The 25,935-nt window shown below is 68.0% G+C and carries 27 protein-coding genes; 21 read left to right on the forward strand and 6 right to left on the reverse strand.

The window, feature by feature from the left end; genetic code table 11:
* Positions 1-68 precede the first annotated feature (68 nt).
* Positions 69-1,490, reverse strand: coding sequence for a metalloprotease TldD (gene tldD / locus CYR75_RS01680; RefSeq protein ID WP_101498555.1), 1,422 nt, complete (start codon positions 1,488-1,490; stop codon positions 69-71).
* A 214-nt stretch (positions 1,491-1,704) separates the two neighbouring features.
* Here tldD and coxB point away from each other — a divergent pair, with 214 nt between their 5' ends.
* From coxB to CYR75_RS01755, 15 genes are all read left to right on the forward strand, one after another.
* On the forward strand, positions 1,705-2,559 hold the full coding sequence (gene coxB, locus CYR75_RS01685; RefSeq protein ID WP_225972796.1) for a cytochrome c oxidase subunit II: 855 nt from the start codon (positions 1,705-1,707) through the stop codon (positions 2,557-2,559).
* 3 nt (positions 2,560-2,562) lie between these two features.
* Positions 2,563-3,477, forward strand: a complete 915-nt coding sequence (cyoE, locus tag CYR75_RS01690) for a heme o synthase (RefSeq protein ID WP_101498557.1) — start codon at positions 2,563-2,565, stop codon at positions 3,475-3,477.
* On the forward strand, positions 3,474-3,749 hold the full coding sequence (locus tag CYR75_RS01695; RefSeq protein WP_225972797.1) for a hypothetical protein: 276 nt from the start codon (positions 3,474-3,476) through the stop codon (positions 3,747-3,749). The genes cyoE and CYR75_RS01695 overlap by 4 nt, the downstream gene beginning before the upstream one ends.
* Positions 3,746-4,351 carry a cytochrome c oxidase assembly protein gene (locus CYR75_RS01700; RefSeq protein WP_101498558.1) on the forward strand — a complete coding sequence of 202 codons (606 nt, stop codon included), beginning with the start codon at positions 3,746-3,748 and terminating at the stop codon, positions 4,349-4,351. The genes CYR75_RS01695 and CYR75_RS01700 overlap by 4 nt, the downstream gene beginning before the upstream one ends.
* 20 nt (positions 4,352-4,371) lie before the next feature.
* On the forward strand, positions 4,372-5,172 hold the full coding sequence (locus CYR75_RS01705) for a cytochrome c oxidase subunit 3 (protein WP_101498559.1): 801 nt from the start codon (positions 4,372-4,374) through the stop codon (positions 5,170-5,172).
* Between the two features lie 142 nt (positions 5,173-5,314).
* Entirely contained in the window at positions 5,315-5,995 is a 681-nt protein-coding gene (locus CYR75_RS01710) for an SURF1 family protein (RefSeq protein WP_101498560.1), read from the forward strand.
* A gap of 9 nt (positions 5,996-6,004) precedes the next feature.
* A complete protein-coding gene (gene thrC, locus CYR75_RS01715) occupies positions 6,005-7,387 on the forward strand; it encodes a threonine synthase (RefSeq protein WP_101498561.1) in 1,383 nt (460 codons plus the stop codon).
* A 53-nt stretch (positions 7,388-7,440) separates the two neighbouring features.
* On the forward strand, positions 7,441-8,646 hold the full coding sequence (locus tag CYR75_RS01720; protein WP_264080915.1) for a M16 family metallopeptidase: 1,206 nt from the start codon (positions 7,441-7,443) through the stop codon (positions 8,644-8,646).
* Positions 8,646-9,230: a GNAT family N-acetyltransferase gene (locus CYR75_RS01725; RefSeq protein WP_101498563.1), complete on the forward strand. Its 585-nt coding sequence runs from the start codon at positions 8,646-8,648 to the stop codon at positions 9,228-9,230. The genes CYR75_RS01720 and CYR75_RS01725 overlap by 1 nt, the downstream gene beginning before the upstream one ends.
* The gene (locus tag CYR75_RS01730) at positions 9,227-10,651 is read left to right on the forward strand and encodes an FAD-binding oxidoreductase (RefSeq protein ID WP_101498564.1); all 1,425 of its coding nucleotides are present in this window, start codon (positions 9,227-9,229) and stop codon (positions 10,649-10,651) included. Before CYR75_RS01725 ends, CYR75_RS01730 begins: the two co-directional genes overlap by 4 nt.
* Positions 10,652-10,705: 54 nt before the next feature.
* A complete protein-coding gene (locus CYR75_RS01735) occupies positions 10,706-11,647 on the forward strand; it encodes an ABC transporter permease (RefSeq protein WP_101498565.1) in 942 nt (313 codons plus the stop codon).
* Positions 11,644-12,459, forward strand: coding sequence for an ABC transporter permease (locus CYR75_RS01740; protein WP_101498566.1), 816 nt, complete (start codon positions 11,644-11,646; stop codon positions 12,457-12,459). The genes CYR75_RS01735 and CYR75_RS01740 overlap by 4 nt, the downstream gene beginning before the upstream one ends.
* Positions 12,456-14,039, forward strand: coding sequence for an ABC transporter ATP-binding protein (locus tag CYR75_RS01745; protein ID WP_101498567.1), 1,584 nt, complete (start codon positions 12,456-12,458; stop codon positions 14,037-14,039). The genes CYR75_RS01740 and CYR75_RS01745 overlap by 4 nt, the downstream gene beginning before the upstream one ends.
* A complete protein-coding gene (locus CYR75_RS01750; protein ID WP_101498568.1) occupies positions 14,024-15,475 on the forward strand; it encodes an aldehyde dehydrogenase family protein in 1,452 nt (483 codons plus the stop codon). The genes CYR75_RS01745 and CYR75_RS01750 overlap by 16 nt, the downstream gene beginning before the upstream one ends.
* 220 nt (positions 15,476-15,695) lie before the next feature.
* Entirely contained in the window at positions 15,696-17,219 is a 1,524-nt protein-coding gene (locus CYR75_RS01755; protein ID WP_101498569.1) for an ATP-dependent DNA helicase, read from the forward strand.
* On the opposite strand, the gene CYR75_RS01760 is transcribed toward CYR75_RS01755, so the two are convergent.
* Complete coding sequence (locus tag CYR75_RS01760) at positions 17,216-18,031, reverse strand: EcsC family protein (protein WP_101498570.1); 816 nt, start codon at positions 18,029-18,031, stop codon at positions 17,216-17,218. The genes CYR75_RS01755 and CYR75_RS01760 overlap by 4 nt on opposite strands.
* Entirely contained in the window at positions 18,018-18,599 is a 582-nt protein-coding gene (locus CYR75_RS01765) for a GNAT family N-acetyltransferase (protein WP_101498571.1), read from the reverse strand. Before CYR75_RS01765 ends, CYR75_RS01760 begins: the two co-directional genes overlap by 14 nt.
* A gap of 124 nt (positions 18,600-18,723) precedes the next feature.
* Between CYR75_RS01765 and CYR75_RS01770 the strand changes: the two genes are divergently transcribed.
* A complete protein-coding gene (locus CYR75_RS01770; RefSeq protein ID WP_101498572.1) occupies positions 18,724-19,323 on the forward strand; it encodes a flavin reductase family protein in 600 nt (199 codons plus the stop codon).
* Positions 19,320-19,856, forward strand: a complete 537-nt coding sequence (locus CYR75_RS01775; RefSeq protein ID WP_101498573.1) for an adenine phosphoribosyltransferase — start codon at positions 19,320-19,322, stop codon at positions 19,854-19,856. Before CYR75_RS01770 ends, CYR75_RS01775 begins: the two co-directional genes overlap by 4 nt.
* 113 nt (positions 19,857-19,969) lie before the next feature.
* Here the strand turns inward: CYR75_RS01775 and CYR75_RS01780 are convergent, their stop codons facing one another.
* From CYR75_RS01780 to CYR75_RS01790, 3 genes are all read right to left on the reverse strand, one after another.
* Positions 19,970-20,278 carry an HNH endonuclease family protein gene (locus CYR75_RS01780; RefSeq protein WP_101500810.1) on the reverse strand — a complete coding sequence of 103 codons (309 nt, stop codon included), beginning with the start codon at positions 20,276-20,278 and terminating at the stop codon, positions 19,970-19,972.
* Between the two features lie 313 nt (positions 20,279-20,591).
* Positions 20,592-22,262, reverse strand: coding sequence for an MFS transporter (locus CYR75_RS01785; protein WP_101500811.1), 1,671 nt, complete (start codon positions 22,260-22,262; stop codon positions 20,592-20,594).
* A 129-nt stretch (positions 22,263-22,391) separates the two neighbouring features.
* The gene (locus tag CYR75_RS01790; protein ID WP_101498574.1) at positions 22,392-22,646 is read right to left on the reverse strand and encodes a GlsB/YeaQ/YmgE family stress response membrane protein; all 255 of its coding nucleotides are present in this window, start codon (positions 22,644-22,646) and stop codon (positions 22,392-22,394) included.
* A 373-nt stretch (positions 22,647-23,019) separates the two neighbouring features.
* Between CYR75_RS01790 and ndhC the strand changes: the two genes are divergently transcribed.
* The 4 genes from ndhC (at position 23,020) to CYR75_RS01810 (ending at position 25,859) form a co-directional block, all read left to right on the forward strand.
* Positions 23,020-23,337 (forward strand): NADH-quinone oxidoreductase subunit A, encoded by a 318-nt coding sequence (gene ndhC / locus CYR75_RS01795; protein WP_376780380.1) that lies wholly within the window; start codon positions 23,020-23,022, stop codon positions 23,335-23,337.
* A complete protein-coding gene (locus tag CYR75_RS01800) occupies positions 23,328-23,912 on the forward strand; it encodes a NuoB/complex I 20 kDa subunit family protein (protein ID WP_225972798.1) in 585 nt (194 codons plus the stop codon). Before ndhC ends, CYR75_RS01800 begins: the two co-directional genes overlap by 10 nt.
* A gap of 3 nt (positions 23,913-23,915) precedes the next feature.
* Positions 23,916-24,542 (forward strand): NADH-quinone oxidoreductase subunit C, encoded by a 627-nt coding sequence (locus CYR75_RS01805; protein ID WP_101498576.1) that lies wholly within the window; start codon positions 23,916-23,918, stop codon positions 24,540-24,542.
* A gap of 81 nt (positions 24,543-24,623) precedes the next feature.
* The gene (locus CYR75_RS01810) at positions 24,624-25,859 is read left to right on the forward strand and encodes an NADH-quinone oxidoreductase subunit D (RefSeq protein WP_101498577.1); all 1,236 of its coding nucleotides are present in this window, start codon (positions 24,624-24,626) and stop codon (positions 25,857-25,859) included.
* Positions 25,860-25,935: the final 76 nt, after the last annotated feature.

Below are 25,935 nucleotides of genomic sequence, written 5' to 3' on the forward strand. Positions count from 1 at the left end.
TCGGGACGGTTATGGCCGGAAGGGGGTTAAGATTCGGTTAGCGTCCGTGGCCGGCCCCTCCGCCAGCCTCAGGCGGCCGAGCCACCGACCGTCAGCCCGCCGATCATCAGCGTCGGCAGCCCGACCCCGACCGGCACCCATTGCCCCTGCTTGCCGCAGGTCCCCATGCCGGGATCAAGGCCCATGTCGTCGCCGATGGCGCGGATCTGCTGCAGCGCCGTCGCGCCATCGCCGATCAGGGTTGCGCCGCGGATGGGCGCGCCGACGACGCCGTTGCGGACGCGGTAGGCCTCGGTGCAGGAAAACACGAACTTGCCATTGGTGATGTCGACCTGACCGCCGCCGAAGCCCACGGCATAGATCCCGTCCTTCAGATCCGACAGGATCGCGTCGGGGGCGGTGTCGCCGCCCAGCATGAAGGTGTTGGTCATGCGCGGCATCGGCGCGTGGGCATAGCTTTCGCGCCGGCCGTTGCCGGTGGGCGCGACGCCCATCAGGCGGGCGTTCTGGCGGTCCTGCAGATAGCCGGTCAGGATGCCGTCCTCGATCAGCACGTTGCGGGCGGGGGGCGTGCCTTCGTCATCAACGCTGATCGAGCCGCGGCGGTCGGGAATGGTGCCGTCGTCGATGACGGTGACGCCGGGGGCCGCGACCCGCTGACCCAGAAGCCCGGCGAAGGCCGAGTGGCCCTTGCGGTTGAAATCGCCCTCGAGCCCGTGGCCCACCGCCTCGTGCAGCAGGATGCCGGGCCAGCCGGGGCCGAGCACCACGTCCATGACCCCGGCCGGGGCGGGTTCGGCGCGCAGGTTCACCAGCGCGATGCGCAGCGCCTCGCGGACCTGCGCCTGCCAATGCGCGGGCTGGACCAGCCCGGCCAGCGACACGCGCCCGCCGCCGCCGGTGCCGCCGCTTTCGCGCCGGGCGTTATCCTCGACAATGACTGCGACATTAAGTCGCGCCATGGGCCGGGTGTCGGTCACCAGCCCGCCCTCGGGGCGCAGGATCGCCACCTGTTGCAGGCTGGTCTGGATCGAGACCGTCGCCTGCACCACCCGCGGATCGAGGCTGCGGGCAAAGGCGTCGATCTGGCGCAGAAGCTCGATCCGCGTGGCGATATCCAGCCCCTCGGCCGGGTCGATCGGCTGATAAAGCGGCCCCGGCCCGGCAGCCGGCGGCAAGGCGAGGCTGCCGCCGCCATTGCCGACCGCGAGCCGCACGGTTTCGGCCGCGCGGGTCAGCGCGGGCAGCGTCAGTTCGGTCGAATGGGCATAGCCCGTCACCTCGCCCGAAACCGCGCGCAGGCCAAAGCCCTGGCTGGCCGTATAGCTGGAGCCGCGCAGCCGGCCATCGTCGAAGACCAGCGATTCCGAGTGGGCGCGTTCGACGAACAACTCGCCATCCTCGGCACCGTCGGTCGCCGCGCGCAGCACCTTCAGCGCGTCCTCGCGGTCGAATCCTTCCTTGAAGGGGGTGAAATCGGCTATGCTCATCGCTAAGGTCCCGGATCAGAGGTCAGGTCGCGCCGCGCCGCGTCTTTGCCGGCATGTGCTGACTTGTCGCAGGGCGGGTTTTGTGGTTGTAAACGGAAAAGGTTTGACTCGGAAGGGCGGCGGACCAGCGGCGGCCGCCTGACGCGACAGGAACATGGCAAGGGATACTCGGATGGCAGCTCCAGCGACGATGCGCCGCGTTATGGCGGCAGGAATGGGTGCAACGGCAATGCTGTGGGCAGGCTTGGCCCGCGCGCAGGATGCCGCGGCCGATGTGCTGGGCGATCTGCCGCTGATCGGCGTGCCCCATAATGGCGGCATGGGCTTCCAGCCCGCCTCCAGCCCCGAGGCCATCGACCAGCAGTGGCTGGATTACTACGTCCTGGTCATCATCGCCGCCGTGACCCTGTTCGTCTGCGCGCTGCTGCTGTGGTGCATTGTGCGCTATAACCGCCGCATGAACCCGGTGCCGGCGCGGTTCAGCCACAACACGCCCATCGAGATCACGTGGACGCTGGTGCCGATCCTGCTGCTGATCTCGATCGGGGTGTTCTCGCTGCCGATCCTGTTCCGCCAGTTGTCCATCCCGGAAAACCCCGAGGTGGTGATCAAGGCCACCGGCCACCAGTGGTACTGGTCCTATGAATATGTCGAGGACGGGGTCGAGTTCGACTCGCTGATGCTCGCGCGTGAGGATCTGGAGGCCAACGGCTATAGCCAGAACGAATATCTGCTGGCCACCGACACCGCCGTCGTCGTCCCGGTGGGTCAGGAGGTGCTGATGCAGTTCACCGCCACCGACGTCATCCATTCCTGGACGATCCCCGCTTTCGCGGTCAAGCAGGACGCCGTCCCCGGCCGCATCGCGCAGCTGTCCTTCACCGCGCTGGAAGAGGGCGTCTATTTCGGCCAGTGCTCGGAGCTGTGCGGGATCAACCACGCCTATATGCCGATCGTGGTCAAGGCCGTCGCGCCCGAAGTCTATGCCCAGTGGCTGGAAGGTGCCAAGGTCGAGTTCGCAGCCGCCGATCTGCGCGACGCGCAGCCGCTGCGGCTGGCGGAAAGGTAAGGCGTGACGGACGCAACCGCATATCAGGGTCCGGCCGAGGCCGAGTTCAGCGATTACATCGCGCTGCTCAAGCCTCGCGTCATGTCGCTGGTCGTCTTCACGGCGTTCGTGGGGCTGATCGTCGCGCCCGGCACGCTGCATCCGCTGGTCGCCTTTTGCGCGGTGCTGTTCATCGCCATCGGCGGCGGGGCGTCCGGTGCGCTGAACATGTGGTATGACGCCGATATCGACGCGGTGATGAAGCGGACCCGCAACCGCCCCATCCCCGCCGGCCGCATCGAGGGCCGCGAGGCGCTGGCGATGGGACTGGCGCTGTCGGGGCTGGCGGTGATGATGCTGGGGCTGGCGACCAACTGGTTCGCGGCCGGATTCCTGGCCTTTACGATCTTCTTCTATGGCGTGGTCTACACCATCTGGCTCAAGCGCTCGACGCCGCAGAACATCGTCATCGGCGGCGCGGCCGGGGCCTTCCCGCCCATGATCGGCTGGGCCTGCGTCACCGGCGGGATCTCGGTCGAATCGCTGCTGATGTTCGCGCTGGTCTTCTTCTGGACCCCGCCGCATTTCTGGGCGCTGGCGCTGTTCATGAAGGAAGATTACCACAAGGCCGGCGTGCCGATGCTGACCGTCACCCATGGCCGGCAGGTCACGCGGCGCCATATCTTCGGCTATACGCTGGTGCTGGCGCCGTTTGCGCTGTGGCTGGGCCTGACCAGCATCGGCGGGCCGGTCTATCTGGCCGTGGCGCTGGTGCTGAACGCGCTGTTCATCTGGCGCGGCTGGCAGGTCATGCAGCGCAGCGATGCCGAATCCTACGCAGATAATCACAAGGCCGAAAAAGCGTTCTTCAAGCTATCGCTCTATTACCTGTTCGCGCATTTCATGGCGCTGCTGGTTCAGCATTGGGTGGTGGCATGATGGCACTTCGGACCGAACATGAACTGCACAGCCGCCGCCGCTCGCGCAATGTCGGGCTGCTGGTCGTGCTGCTGTGCTTTGCGGCGCTGATCTTCGGGTTGTCGGTGGTCAAGGTCAGCAACGGCAACGCGGATGCGTTGAAAGGATACGACCACCAGGTGCGACCCGCGCTGCTTCCGCGCGACGAGGGTGTGCGCATCGCCCCCAGCGACTCTCCTGTGGCTGCGCCCGGCACCCCCGCCGCCGAACAAGGGGCGAGGACGACGCCATGAGACTGCTTCCGACAGACAAGAACCAGCGGGTCGTGGTGCAACTGGTCGGCGTGGTGCTGACGATGGGCGCGCTGGCCTGGGCGGCGGTGCCCTTCTATGACTGGTTCTGCCGCGTGACCGGCTATGCCGGCACGACGCAGGTGGCGACCGCGCCCTATGCTGACAGCGAGATCCTGGACGAGACGATCACCGTCCGCTTCGACGCCAACACCGACACCAACCTGCCCTGGACCTTCCGCCCGCTGCAGACCCATATGACCTTGCGCATCGGCGAGACCGGGCTGGCCTATTACGAGGCGATCAACAATTCCGACCATCCGATCATCGGCCGCGCCAGCTATAACGTCGCGCCGCCGGTCGCGGGGTCGTTCTTCTACAAGATCGAGTGCTTCTGCTTTACCGAGCAGCTGCTCGAACCCGGCGAGCGGATGGAGATGCCGGTCACCTTCGAGGTCGACCCCGCCATCGCCACCGATCGCGATGCCAGCAAGGTCCGCGACATCACGCTGAGCTACACCTTCCACCAATACGGGACGCCCGAACCGGCACCGGCTGCACAGGCCGCGCTGGACAGCGCCCCGGCCACCACAAGAACGAACTGACGCATTAGCGGGGACAGCCAATGGCGCAAGCAAAGAATCACGATTATCACATCCTGCCGCCCTCGCTCTGGCCGCTGCTTGGGGCCATCGCGGCGTTTGTCATGTTCACCGGCGGCGTCGCCTGGATGAAGGGCGGGGGGCCGTGGGTCTTCCTGATGGGCGTCGTCGGCGTCTTCTATGTCATGTTCGGCTGGTGGGCGGATGTCGTCCGCGAGGGCGAGACCGGCGATCACACCCCGGTGGTGCGGATCGGCCTGCAATACGGCATCATCCTGTTCATCACCTCCGAGGTGATGTTCTTCGTCGCCTGGTTCTGGGCCTTCTTCAAGAACGCGCTGTATCCGATGGGGCCGGAAAGCCCGCTCAAGGACGGGCCGTGGCCGCCGGAAGGCATCACCACCTTTGACCCCTGGCACCTGCCGCTGATCAACACGCTGATCCTGCTGCTGTCGGGCGTGGCCGTGACCTGGGCGCACCACGCGCTGGTCCATGAAAACGACCGCCGCACGACCATCAACGGCGTCGCCATCGCCGTCTTCCTGGGCGTCTGCTTCACCATCCTGCAGGCCTATGAATACAGCCACGCGGCGTTCGGCCTGTCCGACACCGTCTATGGCGGCGTGTTCTTCATGGCGACCGGCTTTCACGGCTTTCACGTCATCATCGGCACGATCTTCCTGTTCGTCTGCCTGGTCCGCCTGATGCGCGGCCAGATGAGCGACAAGCAGCATGTCGGTTTCGAGGCTGCCGCCTGGTACTGGCACTTTGTCGACGTGGTCTGGCTGTTCCTGTTCTTTGCGATCTATGTCTGGGGCCGCTGAGCGAGAACCGACCACCGGTTGACGACCTGCAAACGGCGCGGCATCTGGCCGCGCCGTTTTGCCATTGCGGGGCCGGTGATCGCCCCTTCAATCCCGCGCCCGGACGCGCTATCGCCGGCAGGTGCAACAGGCGAATCCCAAGATGACCAGCAGACCCTCGATCCTTGCGCCGCTGATCTTTGGCGTCGTCGTGACGGCGGTGCTGATCTGGCTGGGGTTCTGGCAATTGGACCGCATGAGCGAGAAATCCGCGCAACTGGCCGAGATTCAGGCCGGGATCGAGGGCGCCCCCGTGGCGCTGCCGGCGCGCGTCGATCCGTCGATGAAATACCTGCCGGTGATCCTGTCGGGCCGCACCACCGGCGACGAGATTCTGGTGCTGTCCGGCACCCATGACGCCGGCGGCGGCTATAACGTCATCTCGGCCTTCGAGACCGAGGACGGCCGCCGGGTGATGCTGGATCGCGGCTTTGTCGATCAGGACCACCGCCGCACGCCGCGCCCGCCGGTCGAGCTGCTGGTGTCGGGCAATCTGCACTGGCCCGACGACAGGACCAGCGCCACGCCCGAACCCGATCCGGCCACCGGCATCTGGTTTGCCCGCGACGTGCCCGCCATGGCGCAGAAGCTGGGGACCGAGCCGGTGCTGGTCGTGGTGTCGGGCGTCACCGGCGACGCGCAGGGGGTGATGCCGATCCCGGTCTCGATCACCGGCATCCCCAACAATCACCTGTCCTATGCCGTGCAGTGGTTCCTGTTCGCGGCGACCTGTGCGGGGATGACAGCATGGCTGATCTGGCGTATCAGGCGCCGGACCTATTAGGGGCGGAAGATGCGCTATATCTCGACGCGGGGGCAGGCCCCGGTGCTGAATTTCGAACAGGCGATGCTGACCGGGCTGGCCCGCGATGGCGGCCTGTACCTGCCCGAGACGATCCCGCAGATGGACGACATCGCCGCGCTGGAAAGCCTGCCTTACGAGCAGGCCGCCTTGCGCGTCATCCGCCCGTTTCTGGGCGACAGCTTTACCGAGGCCGAGTTGGTGCAGGCGCTCGACGCCGCCTATCGCGGCTTTGGCCATGCCGCCCGCGCGCCGCTGCGCCAGCTTGCGCCCGGCCATCACCTGCTCGAGCTGTTTCACGGCCCGACGCTGGCCTTCAAGGATTTCGCCATGCAGCTGATCGGTCAGCTGTTCCAGATCGCGCTGCAGCGGTCCGGGCAGCGGATCACCATTGTCGGCGCGACCTCGGGCGATACCGGCTCGGCCGCGATCGAGGCGTTTCGCGGGCTGCCGAATGTCGATGTCTTCATCCTGTTCCCGCATGGCCGCGTCAGCGAGGTGCAGCGCCGCCAGATGACCACGCCCGCCGACGCCAATGTGCATGCGCTGGCGATGGACGGGCATTTCGACGATTGCCAGGCGCGGCTGAAGGATCTGTTCAACGATCACGACTTCCGCGACCGGGTCGGGCTGGCCGGGGTCAACAGTATCAACTGGGCGCGGGTGCTGGCGCAGGTGGTCTATTACTTCACCGCCGCCGTGTCGCTGGGGGCGCCGCATCGGGCGGTCGATTTCTCGGTGCCGACGGGCAATTTCGGCGATGTGCTGGCCGGGCTGGTGGCCAAGCGGATGGGTCTGCCGGTGGGGCAGCTTGTGGTGGCGACGAACCAGAACGACATCCTGCACCGCGCGCTGACGACAGGCGATTACCGCGTCGGTCAGGTCGAGCCGTCGATCTCGCCCTCGATGGACATTCAGGTCAGCAGCAATTTCGAACGTGCGCTGTTCTGGGCCTATGACGGCGATGCCGGCGCGATCCGGCAGTTGATGGCGGATCTGAAGACCGGGGGCTTTTCGATCAGCCAGGGCGCGCTGCAGGCGCTGCGCGAGGATTTCGTCAGCGGCCGCCTGTCCGAGGACGAGACGCTGGAAGCGATCCGCCGCTTCCGCGACGAGACGGGCGAGATCCTGTGCCCCCATTCCGCGATCGGCGCCGCCGTGGCGACCCGGCATCTGCGCCCCGGCGTGCCGATGGTGACGCTGGCCACTGCCCATCCCGCCAAGTTCCCCGACGCCGTCGAGCGCGCCATCGGCATCCGCCCGGCGCTGCCGCCCCATATGGCGGGCCTGTTCGACCTGCCCGAGCGGCAGACCCGTATTGAAAACGACGCCGCAGCGCTTAAGTCGCTGATCCTTGAACGGAGGACGGCTTGACCGAAACCAACATCACAACGCTGCCCAACGGGCTGCGCATCGTCTCGCGCCGGATGCCGGGGCTGCACTCGGCCACGATCGGGCTATGGGTGAATGCCGGCGGCCGCGACGAGCGGGCCGAGCAGAACGGCATCGCGCATTTTCTGGAACACATGGCCTTCAAGGGCACGGCCCGGCGCAGCGCCCTGCAGATCGCCGAGGAAATCGAGGATGTGGGCGGCTATATCAACGCCTATACCTCGCGCGAGACGACGGCCTATTACGCCCGCGTATTGCAGGCCGATACCGCGCTGGCGCTGGATGTGGTCGCCGATATCGTGCTGAACCCGGCCTTCGACGCGCGCGAGATCGAGGTCGAGCGCGGCGTGATCCTGCAAGAGATCGGGCAGGCGCTGGACACGCCCGACGACATCATCTTCGACTGGCTGCAAGAGGCCGCCTATCCCGATCAGGCGATGGGCCGCACCATCCTCGGCCCGGCCGAGCGGGTGTCGCGTTTCGGGCGCGGCGATCTGTCGGGCTTTGTGGCCGAGCAATACGGGCCGGGCAAGATGATCCTGGCGGCGGCAGGCGCGGTCGATCACGACAGCCTCGTGCGTCAGGCCGAGACGCTGTTTGGGCATCTGCCGGCCAGCGAGATCCGGCCCCGCGACACTGCCCATTGGCAGGGGGCCGAGGTGCGGCGCGTCAAGGATCTGGAACAGGCGCATTTCACCCTCGCCTTCGAGGGGCCGGGGTTTCTCTCGCCGGATTATCACGCGGCGCAGATCTGGACGACGGCGGTGGGCGGCGGCATGTCCTCGCGCCTGTTCCAGAAGATCCGCGAGGAACGCGGGCTGTGCTACAGCATCTTTGCGCAATCGGGTTTCCATGACGACACCGGCATGATGACCATCTATGCCGGCACCGCGGCCGAGGATGTGGCCGATCTGGCGCAGCTGACCGTGGACGAGCTGAAACGCTCGGTCGAGGATCTGAGCGATGCCGAGATCGCGCGTGCCAAGGCCCAGATCCGGGCCGGGGCGCTGATGGGGCTGGAAAGCAGCTCGGGTCAGGCGGAACGCATCGCGCGGTCGCTGGCGATCTGGGGCCGCGTGCCCGAACCCGCCGAGACCGCCGAGCGGCTGGCGGCCGTCACCCGCGCCGATCTGTCGCGCTATGCCGAGGGGCTGCTGTCGCGGCGTCCGGCGATGGCGCTGTATGGCCCGGTCGAAAAGGCACCGGCGCTGGACCGGCTGGTCGAAAGGCTGGCTGCCTGATGTTCTCTCGGCGCCGGACGCTCCGCCTGGAAACGGAACGGATGGCGCTGCGATTACCGCAGCACGCGGATTTCAACGGCTGGACCTCGCTGCGGCAGGAAAGCCGCGATTTCCTGACCCCGTGGGAGCCGGTCTGGGCGCCCGACCACCTGACCCGCAAGGCCTTCACCACGCGGGTCTATTGGGCGCAACGCGCCAGCCGCGCCGGCACCGCGATCCCGTTGTTCATGGAGCGCAGCGTCGATGGCGCGTTGTTGGGCGCGATCACGCTGGACAATATCAGGCGCGGCCCGGCGCAGATGGCGACCGTGGGCTATTGGATCGGCGCCCGCTTTGCCCGCCAAGGCTATATGTCCGAGGCACTGGCGGCGGTCGTCCGCCACGCCTTCGGCAAGCTGGACCTGTCGCGGATCGAGGCCGCCTGCCTGCCTGACAACGCCGCCTCTCGCGGCGTGCTGGAACGGTCGGGGTTCAAGTATGAGGGCGTCGCGCAGGGGTTTCTGCAGATCAACGGGCGGTGGCGGACGCATGTTCTGTATGCCAATCTGCGCCACGACCGGCGGGGCAGGACCGATGTGGCATGAATGAGTATTTGGGCAAAGAAGAAGCGCTGAACCCGGCCGGGCCGGAACTCGCCGCCCGCCTGCCCGACGGGGTGCTGCGCGAGGTGGCGCCCCGGCATCTGGACGAGCCGCGCGGACGCTATCAGGGACAGGCTGGGTTGCTGGCCGCGCCGCGGACTGTCGAGGAGGTCGCGGCCATTGTCCGCGCCTGTGCCGAGGCGCGGGTCGGGATCGTACCGCGCGGCGGCGGGACCGGGCTGGTTGGCGGGCAGGTGATGCCCGTAGGCCCCGCGCCGCTGATCCTGTCGCTGGAGCGGATGGCGGCGATCCGGCAGGTATATCCGGCGGAAAACGTGCTGATCGCCGAGGCCGGAGCCAGCCTGCAATCGGTGCGCGAGGCGGCGGTCGGGGCCGGGCGGATGTTTCCGCTGTCGCTGGCCTCGCAAGGCTCGGCGCAGATCGGGGGCGTGCTGGCGACCAATGCGGGCGGGGTCAATGCGCTGCGCTGGGGGACGGCGCGGGCGCTGTGTCTGGGGATCGAGGCGGTGCTGCCCGATGGCTCGATCATGCGCGACCTGAAGCGGCTGCGCAAAGACAACACCGGCTATGATCTGCGCGACCTGCTGATCGGGGCCGAAGGGACGCTGGGGATCATCACCGCCGCCAGCCTGCGTCTGGTGCCGCCGCCGGTGGGGACCGGCGTCGCGCTGATGGTGGTGCCGGACCCGCAGGCGGCGCTGTCGCTGCTGGCGCTGGCGGGGGCGCAGTTGGGCGACAGCGTCTCGGCCTTTGAGCTGATCTCGGGGCAGGGGCTGCGGTTTCTGTCCGAGACGATGCCCGAGCTGCGTCAGTCCTTTGCTGCGCCGCCCGACTGGATGGTGCTGATCGAGATCGGCCTGCCCGCCGGTCTGAGCCCCGATCTGGCGCTGGAGCGTCTGTTCAGCGATGCGGCCGAGGCCGGGCTGGTGCTGGACGGGCTGATCGCGCAGTCGGGCCAGCAGGCGGCCGAGTTCTGGCGCCTGCGCGAGGAGATCCCCGAGGGCAATCGCCGGGTGGGGTCCATTTCCAGCCATGACATCTCGCTGCCGCTATCCGAGGTGCCGGGATTCATTGCCGAGGCGGGCGGAATGCTGGCCGCGATCGGTGACATGCGGATCAACTGCTTCGGGCATCTGGGCGACGGCAATTTGCATTACAACGTCTTTCCCGCCCCCGGCCGCACCCGCGCCGAATATGAGGGGCTGCGCGCGGATATCCAGCGGCTGGTGCATCAGCTTGCGGTTTCGCGCGGCGGGTCGTTTTCGGCCGAGCATGGGATCGGGCGGCTCAAGGTCGCGGATCTGGCGCGTTGGGCCGATCCGGCGCGGCTGGCGGCGATGCGGGCGGTCAAGGCGGCGCTCGACCCTCTTGGCATCATGAACCCCGGCGCGGTTCTGGGGTGAGGGCGCGATTCAGCCCCCTTGCCCCCGCCGCCCGCGCCGCCTAGCGTCCGGATCATGCTGCGTTTTGCCGTCCGTCGCCTGTTTTCCCTGCTGGTCAGCCTGGGCGTCGCCTCGGTCGCGATCTTTCTGCTGGTCGAGATGGTGCCGGGTGATCCCGCGACCTTCATGCTGGGCACCGGCGCGCAGCCCGAAACGCTGGCCGCGCTGCGTCAGCAGCTTGGGCTGGATCAGTCGCTGCCCTGGCGTTACGCGCATTGGCTGGGCGGGGTGCTGACCGGCGACCTGGGCCACAGCTTTACCTACAAGACCCCCGTCACGGCGATGATCGTCGACCGGATGCGGGTCTCGCTGCCGCTGGCGGGGCTGGCGCTGGCGCTGGCGGTGGTGATCGCGCTGCCGGTCGGCATGTTCGCGGCCTCGCGGCGCGGGCGGCCGGGCGACGGGGTGGTGATGGGGCTGACGCAGATCGGCATTGCCCTGCCGAATTTCTGGTTCGCCATGCTGCTGGTCCTGCTGTTCGCGGTCCGGCTGCGCTGGCTGCCGGCGGGCGGCTTTGGCGGCTGGGACGATCCGGTGGCGGCGCTGCGGGCGCTGGCCCTGCCGGCGATTGCGCTGGCCCTGCCGCAGGCGGCGATTCTGGCGCGGGTCTTGCGCTCGGCCCTGATCGAGACGCTGGATCAGGACTATATCCGCACCGCGCGGGCCAAGGGGCTGAGCCGGGGCCAGACCCTGCGCCGCCACGCGCTGCGCAACGCGCTGATCCCGGTTCTGACAATCCTGGGGATGCAGTTTTCCTTTCTCATGGCCGGGGCGATCATCATCGAGAACGTGTTCTACCTGCCGGGGCTGGGGCGGATGATCTTTCAGGCGATCACGCAGCGCGACCTGATCGTGGTGCAGTCAGCGGTGCTGGTGCTGGTGGCGGCGGTGATCCTAGTCACCTTTCTGGTCGATCTGGCCTATGCGCTGGTCGATCCAAGGCTGCGCCGCGCATGAGGTGGACGCTGATCCTCGGGGCGGTTCTGGCCGGAACCGCGCTGACAGCGGCGGTGCTGTCCTTCCTGTGGACGCCCTATGACACCGGGCAGATGGCGATTGCCAGCAAGCTGCAACCGCCCTCGGTCCGCCATTGGCTGGGGACGGATCATTTCGGCCGCGACATCCTGTCGATGGTCATGGTCGGCGCGCGGACCTCGCTGGCGGTGGCGCTGGTCGCGGTGGGGATCGGCATGGGCGCCGGGGTGCCGCTGGGGCTGACCGCGGCGGCCGCACGCGGCGGCTGGCTGGACGAGGTCATCATGCGCGGCAATGACGTCATCTTTGCCTTTCCGGCGCTGGTCATCGCGATCCTGATCACCGCCGCCTTCGGGCCGGGCGCGATCAACGCGATCATCGCCATCGGCATTTTCAACATCCCGGTCTTTGCCCGCGTCACGCGGGGCGGTGCGCTGCCGATCTGGACGCTCGATTACATCCGCGCCGCGCAGGTGGCCGGCAAGTCCCGCGCCCGGATCAGTGTCGAGCATGTGCTGCCCAACATCGCCAACCTGCTGATCGTGCAGGGCACCATCCAGTTCAGCCTCGGCATCTTGGCCGAAGCGGGGCTGAGCTATGTGGGTCTCGGCGCGCAGCCGCCGCTGCCGAGCTGGGGGCGGATGCTGGCCGAGGCGCAGACCTTTGTCACCCTCGCCCCCCATGTCGCCATCATTCCGGGGCTGTGCATCCTGGCCACCGTGCTGGGGCTGAACCTGCTGGGGGATGGTTTGCGCGATCTGCTGGACCCGCGGCTGAAGGTGATGCGGGCATGATTAGCATCAGCGATCTGACCGTCCGCATCCACGACCGGCCGGTGCTGCGCGACGTCGCCATGACGCTGGCGCCGGGGCGGATCATGGGGCTGGTGGGCGAATCCGGCTCGGGCAAGTCGATGACGGCGCTGGCGATCATGGGGCTGCTGCCGCAGGGTGGGCAGGCCGATGGGCAGGTCATGCTGGACGGGCAGAACCTGCTGACGATGACCGAGGATCAGCTTTGCGCCATTCGCGGGCGGCGGATCGGGATGATCTTTCAGGAACCGATGACCGCGCTGAACCCGCTGATGAATATCGGCGATCAGGTGGCCGAGGTGCTGCGCATCCATCAGCGCCTGCCGCGCCAGCAGGCGCTGGCCCGTGCCCGTGCGCGGCTGGACCGGGTCGGGCTGCCCGCGCCGCGCTTTCCGCTGACGCTTTATCCGCACCAGCTCTCGGGCGGGCAGCGGCAGCGGGTGGCGATCGCGCTGGCCATCGCCGAGGCGCCGGATCTGCTGATCGCGGATGAACCCACGACCGCGCTGGACGTGACCACGCAGGCGCAGATCCTGGACCTGCTGCGCGATCTGGTCCGGGATGAGGGCATGTCCCTGCTGCTGATCACCCATGATCTGGCCGTCGTCGCCGGCACCGCCGATGACGTCGCGGTGATGAAGCATGGCGAGATTGTCGAGGAAGGCCCGACCGAGGCGCTGTTTCGCCGCCAGAGCCACCCCTATACCCGCGCGCTGTTCGCCGCCTCGCGTCACGCGCCCGACCCGGTGCCGGTCGCGGCCGGGCCGCAGCCGATCCTGTCGGTGCAGGACGCGGTGCGCGACTATGCGCTGGCCCGGCCCAGCTTCTTTGCGCCCTATCCGCTGCTGCGTGCGGTGGACCATGTCAGCCTGCAGATCGGCGCGGGCGAGTCGGTCGGTCTGGTCGGTGAATCCGGCTGCGGAAAGTCGACGCTGACCCGCGCGATCCTGGGGCTGGAAGGTTTGCAGCATGGTCAGATCCTGCTGGACGGCCAGCCGGTCCTGCCCGGGCGAGCGATGAACGGGGCGCTGCGGGCCAAGGTTCAGGTGGTGTTTCAGGACCCCTTTGGCAGTTTCGATCCGCGCTGGCGTGTCGACCGCCTGCTGGCCGAGCCGTTTCACCTGACCGGCCGTCCGCCCGACTGGCGCGACCGCGTCGCGCAGGCCCTGACCGAGGTGGGGATCGAAGCCGATGCCGGGCGCCGCTTCATCCACGAGTTTTCCGGCGGCCAGCGCCAGCGCCTCGCCATCGCCCGTGCGCTGATCATCCGGCCCCGGCTGATCGTGCTGGACGAGGCGGTCAGCGCGCTGGATGTCCGCGTCCGCGCGCAGGTTCTGGACCTGCTGGCCGGACTGCGGCGCAGTCACGGCATGGCCTATCTGTTCATCAGCCACGATCTGGGCGTGGTCCGTGGCGTCACCGACCGGGTGCTGGTCATGGATCGCGGCCGCATCGTCGAGACCGGCCCGACCGCGCAGGTGATGGACGCGCCCCAGCACCCGACGACGCAGCGATTGATGCAGGCAATGCCCGAAATCCCCGAGGAATGGAGCGTGACGTGAGCGAATTGTGGTTCGACCCCAGCGAGATCCTGATTGGCGGCACCTGGCGTCCGGCGGCCGAGCGGCTGGCGGTCAGCGACCCCTCGACCGGCGAGAGCTTCGCCGAGATCGCGCGTGGCACGCCCGCGGATATCGACGAGGCGGTGGCGGCGGCGCAGGCCGCGCGGGATGGCGAATGGGGCCGGCTGACCGCGACCGAGCGCGGGCGCATCCTGACCCGCATCGGTCAGCAGGTCGCGGCGCGGGCGGATGACCTCGCCCGCATCGAGGCGCGCGATGTCGGCAAGCCGCTGTCGCAGGCCCGCGCCGATGCGCTGGCGCTGGCGCGCTATCTGGAATTCTACGGCGGTGCCGCCGACAAGATCATGGGCGAGACCATCCCCTATCAGCAGGGCTACAGCGTCTGGACCCTGCGCGAGCCGCATGGCGTGACCGGCCATATCGTGCCCTGGAACTATCCGATGCAGATCATCGGCCGCTCGGTCGGGGCGGCGCTGGCGATGGGAAATGCCTGCGTCCTGAAACCGGCCGAGGATGCCAGTCTGACCGCGCTCGCCTTCGCGCGGATCGCGAACGACGCCGGGCTGCCGGCGGGGGCGCTGAACGTGGTGCCGGGTCTCGGCGCCGAGGCCGGGGCCGCGCTGGCGGGCCATCCCGGCGTGCAGCATGTCAGCTTTACCGGCTCGGTCGGGGTCGGGGCGCTGATCCAGCAGGCGGCGGGGCGCAACGTGGTGCCCGTGACGCTGGAACTGGGCGGGAAATCCCCGCAGATCGTCTTTGATGACGCCGATCTGGACCGGGCGCTGCCGTTTCTGGTCAATGCGGGTATCCAGAACGCCGGGCAGACCTGTTCGGCCGCGTCGCGGATCCTGGTGCAGGCAAGCTGCCTTGACCGGGTGCTGGCGCGCATGGCCGAGGCCTATCGCGGGCTGCGCGCCGGTCCGGCGCTGCGCGACCTGTCGCTGGGGCCGCTGATCTCGGCTCGGCAGAAGCAGGTGGTGACGGGGTATCTGGACCTTGCCCGCGACCTGCAGATCGCCGCCACGGGCGAGATCGTCCCCGACGCGCCCGAGGGCGGGCATTACGTGGCGCCGCATCTGCTGGTCGGTCCCGCCGATCACCGGCTGGCGCAAGAAGAGATCTTCGGCCCCGTGCAGATCGTCATCCCCTTCGAGGATGAGGCCGATGCCCTTCGCATCGCCAACGGTACGGATTACGGGCTGGTCGCGGGGGTGTGGACGCAGGACGGGCCCCGCGCGTTGCGGCTGTCGCGCGGGCTGCGGGCGGGGCAGGTGTTTCTGAACAATTACGGCGCCGGCGGCGGGGTCGAGCTGCCCTTCGGCGGCACCGGCAAATCCGGGCATGGCCGCGAAAAGGGGTTCGAGGCGCTGTATGGCTTCTCGACCCTGAAGACGGTGGCGGCGTGGCATGGGTAGGGCGCCGCAGCGCGGCTGGCGCTGACGTCGCGGATGGGGCGTCGTCCGGTTCAGGGTCGCATCATGCGCGGCAGCGATTGAACCTTTGGCGACTAGCCTAAGCCCCCCACAGCCCGAAGCCGCGCCAGATCGCCGCTTTACCACCCCGACACTCGCGCACGCGACCCCGCACCCGCTCGCGCCGCTTCCCTTTCGGCGCGTCAGGCGCTAGGCATCCGCCATGACCCTGCCCATGCTTTCCCCGGATCAGGCCGACGCCTGGGACTCCCTGTCGGCGCTGCTGTCCGAGGCGGGGGTCGATCTGCTGTCCGAGGAAATTGCCCCGCCCAAGCCCGGCAAGGGTCGCGTCATGGCGGTGATCGGCAAGGCCGGGTCGGGCAAGACCATGATTCTGGCCGAACTGACCAAGGCCATTCGCGCGGCTGGCGTCGATCTGATCAGCGGCGATTACGAGGGCCGCAAGCGCAAGGACCGGCGCACGGTCGCGGTGCTGGCGCCGACCAACAAGGCCGCCTTCGTGCTGCGGATGCGGGGCGTGCCGGCGACGACGATCCACCGCATCCTCTATACGCCGATGTATGACCCGGAATATGAACGCATCGCCGATTGGCTGACCGGCGCGGGCGAGCGTCCCAGCATCGAGGGGCTAAGCGATGCCGCCCTCGACCGGGCGCGGGCCTTCTATGACCTGCACGCCTCGATCCCCGGCGCGCTGGCGGCGGCGGGGCTGCGCGGCTCGGACTTCATCCGCGGCTGGAAGCGGCGCGAGGATGGGCTGGATATCGGGCTGATCGACGAATCCTCGATGCTGGACGAGCGTCAGTTCGAGGACCTGCGTGAGATCTTTCCGGTGCTGATCCTGTTCGGCGACCCGGCCCAGCTTGCCCCGGTCGGGCTGTCGGGAGAGATGGTCTTCGACCGCCTTGCCGCCCCGCAAAAGCTGGTGCTGAGCCGCGTCCACCGGCAGGCCGGCGACAGCCCGATTCTGGACCTCGCCCACGCCCTTGGCGACGACGCGCTGGATTTCGCCGGGTTCGAACGGATGGTCCGGCAGGCGGCCGAGGCCGATCCCCGCGTCATCTGGGCCGAGCGGGTGGAATCCGACCTGATGGCGCGCAGCCCGGTGCTGGTCTGGCGCAACGCCACCCGCATCCGCCTGATCACCGCCTTTCGCGCCGCCTTCGGCGCCCCCGCCGACCAGCTTTTGCCGGGTGAGCCGCTGATCTGCGACGGGCTGGAACTGCCGCTGAAGCACCGCAACAAGCGCATCGACCTCGAGGCGCGGGGGCTGATCAAGGGCGCGCAGGTGGTCTATCTGGGGCCGGGGAAAAAGCCCGGCTTCTCGCGCCTGCATGTCATCGGCGCCGAAGAGCCGCGCCTGTCCGCCGCCTCGATCGTCAAGATCGAGACCCCGGACGAGGAAGAGCCCTTTATCCCCTTCGCCGCCAATATGGGCGCGAGTTTCCTGCACGGCGCCGCCGTCACCATCCACAAGGCGCAGGGCAGCCAGTGGCCGGATGTGCAGGTCTTTGCGCCCGACATCTCGGCCGCCGCGTGGTCGGGGCGGAGCGAATCCGGCATCGCGCTGTGGAAGCGGCTGACCTATGTCGCCATCACCCGCGCGCAAGAGCGGCTGCATTGGGTCACGCGGCCCCGGCTGGCCCGTCCGGCGGGGCCGCTGGCCATCGACGACCTGACCGTGCCCTCGCCGGTGCTGCGGCTGGACGCGCAGGCCGAAGGCTAGGCGCCGCTGCGGTCGCGGGCTTTCTGTTCCAGACTGCGGATGCGGGTGATCAGCCGCTCGGTCAGCGCCTCGCGCGGCAGGCCTGTTTCGTGCGCCAGCCGGATCATGCCGAACTGGACGCGGGCGAGTTCCTGATAATAGCGCGCGAAGGTGTAGTTGATCGAGGCGCCCGCCACCGCGCCCAGCACCGGCACCGATTGCGCGCCGACCTTGGCCAGCATCCGCGACGCTACCTGCGGCGCAAAGCGCGAGATCAGCGTCTGCAGCGCGCGCCCGCCCACCGCCAGCCGCGCCGCGACAAAGGCGGTGTCGGTGCCGTCGTCATCGGTCAGCGGCCCGCCGCTGGCAAAGATGCGCAGCGCCTCGGTCTGGATTTCCTCGCTGTTGGTGTCCAGCCCGTGTTCCTCGGCGATTTCGAGGATGGCGCGCAGCAGGATCGTGACCGTCAGCGGCAGTTCGATCAGCGCGCCGGTCAGCCCGGCCGCACCGCCCACCGCACCGACCGCCGTCGTGCCCAGCCGGTTGAACCAGTCGCCCCGGTCGCGCACCGCCCCGCGCGAGGCCGAGGCGAGCTTGAACGTCCGCCGCATGGCGCCCGCCACCGCGCGCTCGATCGGCTTGCGCAGGTATGAGGGCAGCTTTTGCACCAGCTGCTCGCCGCCGCCGCCGATCCGGTCCAGAATCTCCATCCCCAGGCCGCGGGCCTCGACATAGCGCCGGGCGAGGCGGTCGATCTCGCGCAGGATCGAGTCGTCGGTGATCGGGGGCAGGACGATCTGGGACTGTGTCTCGGTGCCGTCAGGCTTGGCCATGGGGCGTTTCCTTTGCTGAACCCTCGCCGGGGTCTATTTCCGTGCAGGCCGGTCCGGGCTCGGGGTCCGCAGGGGGCGCTGTCGCAATGCCCGGCGCCCGCGTCACCTGACCTGTCACGTCAACCCATGCCCCCGGCACAAGTTCCAGCCCCAGCACCCGGTCAGGGTTGGTCGGCGGCGGCATCTCGACCCCGTCCAGCCGGGCAAAGCCAAAGCGCGAGTAATAGGGCGCATCGCCCACCAGCATCACCCGCTGCCAGCCAAGCGCGCGCGCCCGCGCCAGGCTTTCGCGCATCAGCAAGCCGCCCAGCCCCTCGCCCTGCGCGGTCGGGTGGACCGCCACCGGCCCCAGCAGCAGCGCTGGCCGCCCGCCCACCCGCACCGGCCAATAGCGGATCGCGGCGCGCAGCGTGCCGCCCTGCCGCAGCAGCAGGCACAGATCGGCCACCGGCTCGACATCCTCGCGCAGGCGATAGGACGACAGCGCGGTGCGGCCGGGGGCAAAGCACAGGTCCATCAGCGCTTCGACCTCGTGCCAGTCGCTGGGCCGTTCCTCGCAAAGCTCCATCCGCGGTTCCTGCCCTGTTGACTGCCGGTTCGCGCCGCTGCCTAGCATGTCGGGCGCAGGTTGCAAGAATCCGGTGGACGCCGGCGGCGCAGGATTGCACGATGCAGCCCCGACAGGAGGCCCCATGTTCTACCGACCCGAAGCCGGCCACGGCCTGCCGCATAACCCGCTGAACGCCATCATCGCCCCGCGCCCCATCGGCTGGATCTCGAGCCGGGGCGAGGCGGGCGACAATCTTGGCCCCTACAGCTTCTTCAACGCCATCGCCTATGCACCGCCGCAGGTGATGTTCTCGTCCGTCTCGGCCAAGCCCGACCGCAACGGCACCAAGGACAGCGTCGCCCAGATCGCGCAAAGCGGGGTGTTCTGCGTCAACATCCCCTCTGCCGCGCAGGCCGAGGCGGTCAACGCCTCGAGCGCGCCGATGCCCGCAGGCGTCAGCGAGTTCGAGGCCTGCGGCATCGCCATGGCCGAGTGTCGGACCATCGACTGCCCGCGCGTGGCCGAAGCGCCCGCCGCGCTGGAATGTCGGATGACGCGCATCCTGCGGCTGGCGGGGCCGTCGAACTGGCTGGTGCTGGGCGTCGTGGTCGGCGTTCACCTGCGCGACGATTGCGTGCTGGACGGGCGGTTCGATCTGCGCGCGGCGGGCTGGCTTGCGCGGATGGGCTATCGCGATTACGCCGCCGTCCATGAGCTGTTCGAAATGGAGCGTCCCGAATGACCGCCCGCACTGTCCGCGACTATATCCGCACCATCCACGACTTCCCGCATGAGGGCATCCTGTTCCGCGACGTGACCACGCTGTTCGCCGATGCGCGCGGCTTTCGCATGGCGGTCGACCAGATCCTGCACGACCATACCGGGCAGCGCATCGACAAGGTGGTGGGTCTCGAGGCGCGGGGGTTCATTCTGGGCGGCGCGGTGGCGCACCAGCTCTCGACCGGGTTCGTGCCGATCCGCAAAAAGGGCAAGCTGCCCGGCGCGGTGATCTCCGAGGCGTATACGCTGGAATATGGCGAGGCGGTGATGGAGATCCATGACGACGCGCTGAAGCCCGGCGACAAGGTGCTGATCGTCGACGACCTGCTGGCCACCGGCGGCACCGCCGAGGCCAGCGTCAAGCTGTGCCGCCGATTGGGGGCCGAGGTGGTGGGCTGCGCCTTCGTCATCGATCTGCCTGAACTGGGCGGCCGCAAGCGGCTGGAGCGGACGGGCATCCCGGTGACGGCGCTGTGCGAGTTCGACGGGGCGTGAGGGTCTGATCTTTAGGGCGCTGTGCGACCCCAACGGCGGGTGCGGGTTCGCGCGGCCCGCGCGACGCCTGCGATGGCTTCTGCTTCCTCACTGGCGACAGGTCACGTCCTCGATCAACGGGCACGCCCGTTCCATTCAGGCGGGCGCTTGCCGACCCAGGCGAAGAAGCGCGCCAGCGTCGGATGGGCGCGCAGGGCGGCGGGGGTGTTGTAGTGGCGGGCGAGTTCGGTCTCGCTCAGCGCCTTGTGGATCGCCTTGTGGCAGGCGTGGTGGATCAGGATCACCGGCCCGCCCTTGCCGCCCCGCAGCTTGGGTATCAGGTGATGCCGGCTTTGCGGCACGCCGTGCGGGATCGGCCGGTCGCATAAGGGGCAGAGCGGGATGGTGGGGTCCGCGTCGCCGGCATCCGTGTGAGGCTGGATTGCATCGTCAGGGTTGGGCGGCGCGGCATTGGATTGGAGCGACTTCGTTCGAGTCCAGTGGGGAAGCGCCGCATCTGTGCCATCGCGGGATTCGGCGTCGGCGGGCGTGGATCGCGGTGAGGCCGAGCGGCGAGGGACCGGATCGGACGTGTAAGCGCCGGACCGAGCAATTGCTTCTGGCTCTGACCATGGCAGAGCGGGCGGCGCTACCTCCCCCGCCCGCGCATCGTCAGGCCCCATGTCCGACCGCGCATCCATCGCCCGGTTGCCAGACCGGCGACGATTGCGGCTGCGGCGCGAGTGGGCCATCAGTTTACACGTCGAGCTTGCCGCGCAGGGGCACGTCGGCATGGGCCGAGGCGTTGTGCCGCTCGATCATGCGGTGGACGGTCGGCTCGCCCGGTCCCTTGTGCAGCGCGTGCAGCGCCTGCGTCACATCGGTATCGACCACCGTCCGCCTTGTGTTGTGGCGGATATAGTCGTCCCAGGTGGCGATGTGATAGCTTTCCGACCAGTGATCCGGCATCTCGAGATCGCGCAGCAGCACCCAGGCCCGCGCGCCGTCGCGGCGGCGGATGTCGCGGCGTTGGACCATCAGGGACAGGAACTCTTCGGTGTCCTCGGGGGCGATGTGATAATCGACCATGACCATGATCGGCCCCGACCGCCCGCGCAGGTCGAGACCCAGAACCGGCTCTCGGAAGCGGTTGGCGGGTGACAGGTCGGACTGGCTGAACTCTGGCATGCGCAGGGGAATCCCCAGTGCTGCGGCCGCCAGCAACCCGACCGCGGCCATGATCAGCGCATCCTCGAACCCGTAGGCCTGCGCCAGTGCGCCCCACAGCCACGCCCCGGCCGCCATGCCGCCGAAGGCGACCGTCTGATACAGCGCCAGTGCCCGCGCCACGACCCAGCGCGGCGTCGAAAGCTGCACGGCGACGTTGAACAGCGACAGCACGATGACCCAGGACATCCCCGCCGGAAACAGCGCCAGCGCCTGAACCCAGACCGTGTCGCTGTAACCCAGCACGGCGGTCGCCACGGCGAACTGGATCATCCCGAGGCGCAGGATCGCCTCGTTCGACAGCCGCGCCCGGATGCGGGCATTGGTCAACGCACCCAGAATCGCACCCAGCCCGAAGAAGCCCAGCAGCAGGCCGAACAGCAGCGACCCGCCCTCGGGGTGGGATTTCGCCACCAGCGGCAGCAGCGCCATGACAGCGGTGCCGGACACGCCGAAAGCCCCCGCCCGGACCAGGACCCGCACCAGATGGGGCGACAGCGCGACATAGCGCAGCCCGGCGCCCACGGCCGAGACGAAGGGCTCTCGCGCGGCGGTGCGGGGGGGATAGTCGGGCCGCCACCGCGCCATGGCGAAGACCAGCGGGATATAGCTGACCGCGTTGACGAGAAAACCCACCGCCGCGCCGGCCGCGGCCACGATCAGACCGCCCGCCGCCGGCCCGACCGAGCGCATCAGGTTGAACCCGACCGAATTCAGCGTCACCGCCTGCGGCAGATCTTCACGCGGCACCAGATCGCCCATGCTGGCCTGCCAGGGCGGATTGTACAGCGCCTGACCCATTCCGATCAGGAAGGTCATCGCCAGCAGCGACCAGGGCGTGATCGCGCCGAAATACGCCATCCCGGCCAGAACCGCAGACATGGCGGCCATGAACAGGATCGCCGCCATCATGATCTGGCGCCGGTCGAAGATGTCGGCCAGGGCCCCCGACACCAGCGCGAACAGCATGATCGGCAGGGTGTTCGACGCCTGCACCAGCGCGATCAGCGTCGCGTTGGTGGTCAGCTGCGTCATCAGCCAAGCCGCCGCCACCGCCTGCACCAGCCCGCCGAAATTGCTGACGATGGTCGCGCTCCACAACACTCGAAAGGCCGAGTGGCGGAAGGGCGCGAATGTCGAGGGCGTGGCGCCGTTCAGGGTCGCGGCGGGCTTGGCGGACGAGGGGGCGGGTCTGGGCATGGCAGGCAGGATGTCCCGAAAAAATGCCTCCCGCAAGCGGTGTTGCGGGAGGCATGGTGTTGATCGTTCACTTGTTTGCGCGGATCAGACGCGGCCCGTCGGGCGGCAGCCGGATCAGCGGCGGGCGGGTCAGCGCGACCGGGTGACCAGCCCCAGAAGCACCAGCAGGATCACCGCGCCGATGGTGGCGTACAGGATCGAGCCGATGATGTTCGTGCCCTGGCCGCCGCCCATCCCCAACGCGGGAAACAGAAGCGACGCGATCAGCGCGCCGACGATGCCGACGACGATGTTGACCAGCAGGCCCTGACCGTGACCCTTGACGATCTGGCCCGCCAGCCAGCCGGCAATGGCGCCGATGATGATTGCGATGATGATTCCCATGGAATGCCCCTTCAGATTTTGCAACGCGACGGCGTGGCCCGGCCTTGGGTCGGTCGTGACCGTCGGGGCGCGGGCCGATCATGGCGGTGGAACGCGGCATTCTGACGCAAGGTTCCGCGCGCGTTCGCTTTTTCCCGGTTCGGTGCAGTGCTGCACCGGCCCCCGGACCGGCCCCGGCTTGCCGCTGGCGGGTGCGGTGCCGCATACTGGCCTGCGCCCGAATCGCGCCAGCCCGAGTTGACCCTATCCAGAGGCAGGGATAAACGGGCCGTAGCCCAACCCAAACGCGACCGCCGGTCGGTCGCGGAACAAGGGAGCCTCATCTGTGGACCATGTTCTGTCCGAATATCTGCCGATCCTGGTGTTCATTGCCATGGCCTCGGCGCTTGCGCTGATCCTGATGGCCGCCGCAGCGGTGATCGCGATCCGCAACCCAGACCCCGAAAAGGTCTCGGCCTATGAATGCGGGTTCGAACCCTTTGACGATGCGCGCGCCAAGTTCGACGTCCGCTTCTATCTGGTGGCGATCCTGTTCATCATCTTCGACCTCGAGGTGGCGTTCCTGTTCCCTTGGGCGGTCAGCTTTCAAGGGCTGTCGGATGTGGCCTTCTGGGGGATGATCGTGTTCCTCGGCGTGCTGACCGTGGGCTTTGCCTATGAATGGAAGAAGGGGGCGCTGGAATGGGCGTGATCCGTCAACCCGGTCCCACCAGCGACCTGCCCGGCGCCGCGCCGCGAACGCCTGCGCTGTCGACCACGGCCGGCGCCGATGGCGACGTGCAGGTGCGCGAGCTGTCGAACACGCTGCAGGACAAGGGCTTTCTGCTGACCACGACCGAGGACATCATCAACTGGGCGCGCAACGGCTCGATGCACTGGATGACCTTCGGTCTGGCCTGCTGCGCGATCGAGATGATGCAGACCTCGATGCCGCGCTACGATCTGGAACGCTTCGGCACCGCGCCGCGCGCCTCGCCGCGCCAGTCGGACCTGATGATCGTGGCCGGCACCGTGACCAACAAGATGGCCCCGGCGCTGCGCAAGGTCTATGACCAGATGCCCGAGCCGCGCTATGTCATCAGCATGGGGTCCTGCGCCAATGGCGGCGGGTATTACCATTACAGCTATTCCGTGGTGCGCGGCTGCGACCGGCTGATCCCGGTCGATATCTATGTCCCCGGCTGCCCGCCCACCGCCGAGGCGCTGCTATACGGCATCCTGCAATTGCAGCGTCGCATCCGGCGCACCGGCACGTTGGTGAGGTAACACATGGCCCTGTATCCCGACATCGACGCGCTGGCCGACCTTGCCGACCTGATCCCGCTGCGCTTCGAGGATGACGTGCAGGAAACCTCGCTGGCCCATGGCGAGCTGACGGTGACGGTCTCGCTGTCCGGGCTGGTGCGACTGATCGAGTTCCTGCAGTCGGACATGAACTGCCGCTTCTCGACCCTGATCGACATCACGGCGGTCGATTATCCCGACCGCCCGGCGCGGTTCGATCTCGTTTATCACCTGCTGTCGATGTATCGCAATCAGCGCATCCGGGTGAAGGCCGCGATCCGCGAGGATGAACTCGCGCCTTCGATCACCGGGCTTTTCCCCGGCGCGAACTGGTATGAACGCGAGGTCTTCGACATGTTCGGGATCCTGTTCTCGGGCCATCCCGACCTGCGCCGCATCCTGACCGATTACGGCTTTCGCGGCCATCCGCTGCGCAAGGATTTCCCGACCACCGGCTATGTCGAGGTGCGCTATGACGAGGTGCTGAAGCGGGTCGTCTATGAGCCCGTCCGGCTGACGCAGGAATATCGCCAGTTCGACTTTCTCTCGCCGTGGGAGGGCGCGAAATACGTGCTGCCCGGTGACGAAAAGACCGACGAGGCCGGCAAGTGACGGCCCGCGACGACATGCGCGGCGGGCAGGCAATTCGGGACCGGGCGTGTCTGCGCCGCGGTCCGGCAAAGGGGTAGGCCAATGGACGGCGATATTCGCATCAACAGCTATGATGACGGATCGGTGGACGCCCAGACGGGCGAACAGGACATCCGCAACTTCAACCTGAACTTCGGCCCCCAGCACCCGGCGGCGCATGGCGTGCTGCGGCTGGTGCTGGAACTGGACGGCGAGATCGTCGAACGCGCGGACCCGCATATCGGCCTGCTGCATCGCGGCACCGAAAAGCTGATGGAAAGCCGCACCTATCTGCAGAACCTGCCCTATTTCGACCGGCTCGACTATTCCTCGCCGCAGAACCAGGAACATGCGTGGTGTCTGGCGATCGAGAAGCTGACCGGGGTGGCGCCGCCGCCCCGCGCGCAGATCATCCGGGTGCTCTATGCCGAGATCGGGCGGTTGCTGAACCACCTGCTGGGCGTGACCACGGGGATGCTGGACATCGGCGCGCTGACGCCGCCGGTCTGGGGCTTTACCGCCCGCGAAGAGCTGATGGTGTTCTGCGAGCGCGCCTCGGGTGCGCGTCTGCACATGGCCTATTTCCGCCCCGGCGGGGTGCATCAGGATCTGCCGCCCGAGCTGATCGACGATATCGAGGAATGGTGCGAGACCTTCCCCCGCATGATCGACGACCTGCACACGCTGCTGACCGAGAACCGCATCGTCAAGCAGCGGCTGGTCGATATCGGCATCGTGCATGAACAGGACGCGCTGAACTGGGGCTATAGCGGCGTCATGCTGCGCGGCTCGGGGCTGGCCTGGGACCTGCGCAAGTCGCAGCCCTATGACGGCTATGAAGACTATGACTTCAAGATCCCGGTCGGCAAGAATGGCGACTGCTATGACCGCTATCTGGTCCGCATGGAAGAGATGCGTGAATCGGTCAAGATCATGCAGCAGGCCTGCCAGAAGCTGCGGCAGACGCCCGGCGACATCCTGGCGCGGGGCAAGCTGACCCCGCCCAAGCGGATGGCGATGAAGACTGACATGGAAAGCCTGATCCACCACTTCAAGCTGTATACCGAGGGCTTCAAGGTGCCCGCCGGCGAGGTCTATGCCGCGGTCGAGGCCCCCAAGGGCGAGTTCGGCGTCTATCTGGTCGGCGACGGCACCAACAAGCCGTATCGCGCCAAGCTGCGCGCGCCCGGCTTTGCACATCTGCAGTCGATGGACTGGATGGCCAAGGGGCACATGCTGTCCGACGTGCCGGCCTTCATCGCGACGCTGGACATCGTCTTCGGCGAGGTCGACCGCTGATGCCCGCTGCCGCGAAATCCGACCTGGCTGCGGCGACGCAGCGGGTTTCTGCCTTTCTTTCTGCCGGAGTCGCCTG

This window comes from Paracoccus jeotgali, from assembly GCF_002865605.1.
GTDB classification, from domain to species: domain Bacteria; phylum Pseudomonadota; class Alphaproteobacteria; order Rhodobacterales; family Rhodobacteraceae; genus Paracoccus; species Paracoccus jeotgali.